Source organism: Gelidibacter maritimus (genome assembly GCF_014062315.1).
Taxonomy (GTDB): Bacteria; Bacteroidota; Bacteroidia; order Flavobacteriales; family Flavobacteriaceae; genus Gelidibacter; species Gelidibacter maritimus.
On the sequence record NZ_JACGLT010000037.1, the window covers coordinates 1 to 4,355 of the forward strand.

Below are 4,355 nucleotides of genomic sequence, written 5' to 3' on the forward strand. Positions count from 1 at the left end.
CGTTGTGCTTCATGCAAAAACAAATAATATGACAGACTATCAACAAACTGAGGAATTTAAAAGAAGAGAAAAGGAAAGTGAAGATGTTCAGGCTATTCTGACTACTTGGAATCCTTTAGGCTCCAGAAGTAAAGAAATATCGGATTTAGATAATTATTTTACTGAGGCTAACGATATCTTATTTCACATAAGAACCAATTTACATTTCCCTAAGAAAGGAGATAGGCAGACACGGACGGTTAGAATAGTTAGAACCGTTTTAAATGAAGCTTTCGGACTATCTCTTACGGATTCAGACTGTGAAAAGCCGGCAGCCAAAATTGTGTCGGTTGTAGAGATAAAATAAAGCACGAAAGCACAACACTATATAAAAACAATGCTAAAACCTGTCTTGAATCGAAATTCCGTGCTCGCTTGCTCAGCGGATTGTCCTGCGGACAATCACGCTCGCCCGCTCGCACAGTTTTTATACGGGACGTTAGTGGCAAACAAAAGAAAAAACATATTTACTTTAAATTAAAACAATTACTATGAAAAACTCAAAAAGATTTTTAATGGCAATATTTGGACTACTTGTCTTTTCAGCATTTGGTTGTGAAAAGGAAAAAATAATTAGTGAAAGCGAATTGCCCACAAGTATTAAAATCTATTTGGAAACACATTTTCCATCTTGTGGTATAATAAGGATTGTAAAAGAGAAAGAAGATAACAAACCATCTTTCGACATTGATTTGGATTGCGGAATAAATATTGAATTTTATGCCAATGGTCAAGTTATTGATATTGATGGCACTTCTAAATTGCCAGATTCAGTTATACCAGACAAGATTCTCGACTACACAACAACTAATTATCCCGATGACTTTATAATTGGGTGGGAGCTTGAAGGAAATAACCAGCAAGTAGAGTTGAATACCATTGTTGTGCTTGAGTTTGATTCAGATGGGAATTTTTTGAGGACTGTGGACTAAAATGTCTGCCACTAACACTGTATAAAAAAAATAGGGCAAGTAAGTGCTAAACTCAATGTTTCAGGCATATTTGCGAGGTCGCCAAATCTTTTGATTTGGCTTTTAGAAGAAAAATATAAAACAAAATGCAAAAGATTTGGCTTGTGGATAATCCGAAAGGTAATTGCTTATTTTCAGCCTTACTTCTTTTATACTAAACGTTACCTGCAATTTGAAAAAACATACTTTATGAAAAAAACAATTAGCAAAAAAATGAAGAAAGTCTTTATAATTACGACTTTACTTCTTACGACAATTTCATTTGCTCAAAAAAAGGATTACCCAAGTTTGACCGACAGTAACTTCAAAGAATTGGCTTCGGACTTTGAATTTGACACATATTTTCACTTTTTAATTCAGGAAAAATCAATTAATCAAACCGACTTTTGGATTAGAATCGATTTGCCAGATGTAAAGGTTCCAAATTCTAAAGGAACTATTGTTGATAAAACAGGTGGCTATGAATTAGTAGAATATGCAATAGATTGTGAAAACCAAATTATTGAGGAAAAAAGAAGGATTCAATTCAATGAATATGGAGATATTCAAAATGTTCTTTTTCAATATTTTTCATATCAGAATAAAACAAAAATAATTAAAGGTACATACTTTGACGTTTTGCGTGTAAATGTTTGTGAGTAACAAAAATATTTTATTATGGTTATAGGAATTTTTACTTTATTAGGTACTGTATTTGGAGGCTTAATTACATATTTCTTACAAAAACAAAAATTCGAACACGAGTTTAGCATTTTACAAGAAAATAACAAAACAGAATTTATTGCGGAAAACACTATTAAACAACTCTTAATGGATGAAGACTATACAGATAGAACCTTTTCGAAAATACAAAAACATTTAGGAGGTTTCGAACCTGATGAGTTAAGAAAACTTTTGGTTAGAAGTGGAGCTATTAGAATTTACAATGAAAATAACGAAGAATTTTGGAGACTTTTAAAAGAAAATAAATAAAAACTGCAGGTAATAACTAAGCATTCGTGTGGTCGGTACGACCCAACATGAATGCCGTGTTGACTGAACCGGTGTTGGTCGGTTTGCCTACTATGGGGATTGATTGGATTTAAGATGGGTTTTTAATAGTTGATTTTTTTGTTTGGGAGTATTTGCTTGCTTTATTATTGAAGATTAGAAGTGCAAGATTGGTTTTGCAGTTCCTCTTCGCTTCTTTTCAACGTTTTTCACTCAGTTTCCTTCATTTTTGACCATAGATATCCTGTTGCGCGTGACTTGCGCTTTTTTTTATATAGGTCGTTTTATTTGATTATTGATCTGCTCCAGCCAGTGCCCTGGTGGTCCACGGGCGGTAAAAGTTGCAACGGTAACAAGGTTTCCCTTTTTGCATATTGGACATTTTCGGTGCATCAATGGCCCTGTCTCCCCAAGCTTTGGCATTCCCAGGTCTTTCTGGAGCTGCGGGATCACAGTTCTTTTGTAATAACTGCTCAAAATACCATAATGCCTGATCCGTGTAAATCCCTTGGGCAGGACATGTAGTGCGAAGCGCCTGATGAATTCGGCATCGGGCAGCGCAAGCACAGATTTCTTGCCCCCGTGCCGATAATCCTTTACCATGAACCGTACGTTTCCGCCTTCCAGACCTTTTATCCGATGGTTACTGATGGCAATCTTATGGGTATAGCGGCCCAAGTATTCCACTACCTGTGAAGGCCCCAAGAACGGACGCTTGCAATAGACCACCCAATGATGTTGGAACAGGCTTTGGTAAAAAGAGGGAGGTTGTTGCTTCCCCAGCGCTTTACGCAATCCGGCCACAAATCGAGCCCTGAAGACCTTACTCATTGCCTTTACAGGGAACAGATACTTTCCCTTACTCTTGGCAGGTTTCCATTTGCCCGATCTGGCAATGCCACCCCCGGGAACTATACAGTGCAGGTGCGGGTGCAGCGAAAGGTTCTGCCCCCAAGTGTGCAGGATGGCGACCATTCCCATCCGGCCGCCCAAAAACTTGGGATTGCCACCAAAATCCCGGATAATGCCCCAAGCTGTTTTGAACAGAAGACCGTACGCCAACTTTGGTTCGTACAGACATAACCGGTTCAGCTCCGCAGGTATGGTAAACACTACATGGAAGTAGGGAACCTTCAACAGATCTGCCTCCCTGGCGCGGATCCATTCCTCTTTTTTATGGCCCTGGCACTTCGGACAGTGACGGTTGCGACAACTGTTATAACTAAGGTGCAACCTACCGCAGGTTGGATTCTCACAACGATCGATGTGACCGCCCAAGGCCGAGGTCCGACATTTGCGCAACGCGTGCAGGGTACGTTCTTGCCAGCTATTGGCACAATGAGCGGCAAGGTGCTCCCTGTTTCGCTCCAGGATATGGGCTACTTCATGGACAGGCTTGGACATCCCTATTGGCCATAAAGCCTGTCCAGCGGACTGAACGGCCTTTGCCTGCCCGATTGTGCCACATGGAGGTAGATAAGGGTGGTCTGGATATCTGCATGTCCCAAAAGATCCTTTACGCTCATAATGTCCAGACCCATTTCCAGCAAGTGGGTGGCATAGCTGTGCCGCAGGATATGGGCGGTGATCTCCTTTTGGATGCCACTGTGCCTGCGAGCCTCGCGGACGATCCACTGAACGCCCTGGGAAGAGATCCGGCTCGGTCTGCCTGATTTGTCATTGCCCGTAAAACACCACGTATCCGGGTTTTCTGCCAGGAAGTATCTCTGTAGGCCGCGGACCTGCATTTTGGACAGGGGAACATAACGATCCTTGCGCCCTTTCCCCTGGCGCACGTGCAGCATCATCCTATCAAAATCCAAGTCCTTGCGCTGTAGGTTGCACAGTTCAAAATTGCGAAGTCCACAGCCATAGAGCATGGCCAGGACCAAGCGGTGCTTGAGCAGTTTAGGGGTCTTCAACAGTTGTTTTATCTCTCTTTGGTTCAATACCACCGGGAGTGTCTTGGGACGTTCAATGGAAGGAAGAACCACACGCATCTCGTTCATCCCAAAGAGGCGATAGGCATAGCGAAGCCCGTAGACGGTGTGCTTGAAAAAACTGTCGGATGGCGTCTTGTGCTGCGACTTTAAAACGTGTAGATAGTCCAAGATCTGTTCTTCATCCAGGGCAAGTGGACTACAGTTAAAATGGAGGGCAAGGTGCGCCAGGCAGCGCGCATAGTTGGTAAGGGTACTCTGGCTCTTGCCGGCCAGCTCAACGGAACGCTTTAATTTTTGGTAGAGTTTTGCAAACTCTGGAACGGAAATACAGGCCCTTTCAATGAGGGTGTCGTTTTTTTTTCATAATATTGAGTATTACATTAAACCTTGATCCTAAAGGTAGTGAATCGTG

The 4,355-nt window shown here is 41.6% G+C and carries 6 protein-coding genes; 4 read left to right on the forward strand and 2 right to left on the reverse strand.

Annotation, left to right across the window (positions count from 1 at the left end):
* From H3Z82_RS19285 to H3Z82_RS19300, 4 genes are all read left to right on the forward strand, one after another.
* The coding region (locus H3Z82_RS19285) for a hypothetical protein (protein ID WP_218937268.1) at positions 1-346 on the forward strand (346 nt) is incomplete at its 5' end.
* A 184-nt stretch (positions 347-530) separates the two neighbouring features.
* On the forward strand, positions 531-971 hold the full coding sequence (locus H3Z82_RS19290; RefSeq protein ID WP_182207098.1) for a PepSY-like domain-containing protein: 441 nt from the start codon (positions 531-533) through the stop codon (positions 969-971).
* Positions 972-1,199: 228 nt separating this feature from the next.
* Positions 1,200-1,652, forward strand: coding sequence for a hypothetical protein (locus H3Z82_RS19295; RefSeq protein WP_182207099.1), 453 nt, complete (start codon positions 1,200-1,202; stop codon positions 1,650-1,652).
* 15 nt (positions 1,653-1,667) lie between these two features.
* The gene (locus H3Z82_RS19300) at positions 1,668-1,982 is read left to right on the forward strand and encodes a hypothetical protein (protein WP_182207100.1); all 315 of its coding nucleotides are present in this window, start codon (positions 1,668-1,670) and stop codon (positions 1,980-1,982) included.
* 288 nt (positions 1,983-2,270) lie between these two features.
* On the opposite strand, the gene H3Z82_RS19305 is transcribed toward H3Z82_RS19300, so the two are convergent.
* On the reverse strand, positions 2,271-3,404 hold the full coding sequence (locus H3Z82_RS19305) for an IS91 family transposase (protein ID WP_182202983.1): 1,134 nt from the start codon (positions 3,402-3,404) through the stop codon (positions 2,271-2,273).
* Between the two features lie 2 nt (positions 3,405-3,406).
* Entirely contained in the window at positions 3,407-4,285 is an 879-nt protein-coding gene (locus tag H3Z82_RS19310; protein ID WP_317172476.1) for a tyrosine-type recombinase/integrase, read from the reverse strand.
* Positions 4,286-4,355 lie beyond the last annotated feature (70 nt).

Bases quoted from the DNA above. Each gene is read 5' to 3' on its own strand.
- H3Z82_RS19290 (WP_182207098.1), top strand. From the start codon at position 531: ATGAAAAACTCAAAAAGATTTTTAATGGCAATATTTGGACTACTTGTC.
- H3Z82_RS19295 (WP_182207099.1), top strand. From the start codon at position 1,200: ATGAAAAAAACAATTAGCAAAAAAATGAAGAAAGTCTTTATAATTACG.
- H3Z82_RS19300 (WP_182207100.1), top strand. From the start codon at position 1,668: ATGGTTATAGGAATTTTTACTTTATTAGGTACTGTATTTGGAGGCTTA.
- H3Z82_RS19305 (WP_182202983.1), bottom strand. From the start codon at position 3,404: ATGTCCAAGCCTGTCCATGAAGTAGCCCATATCCTGGAGCGAAACAGG.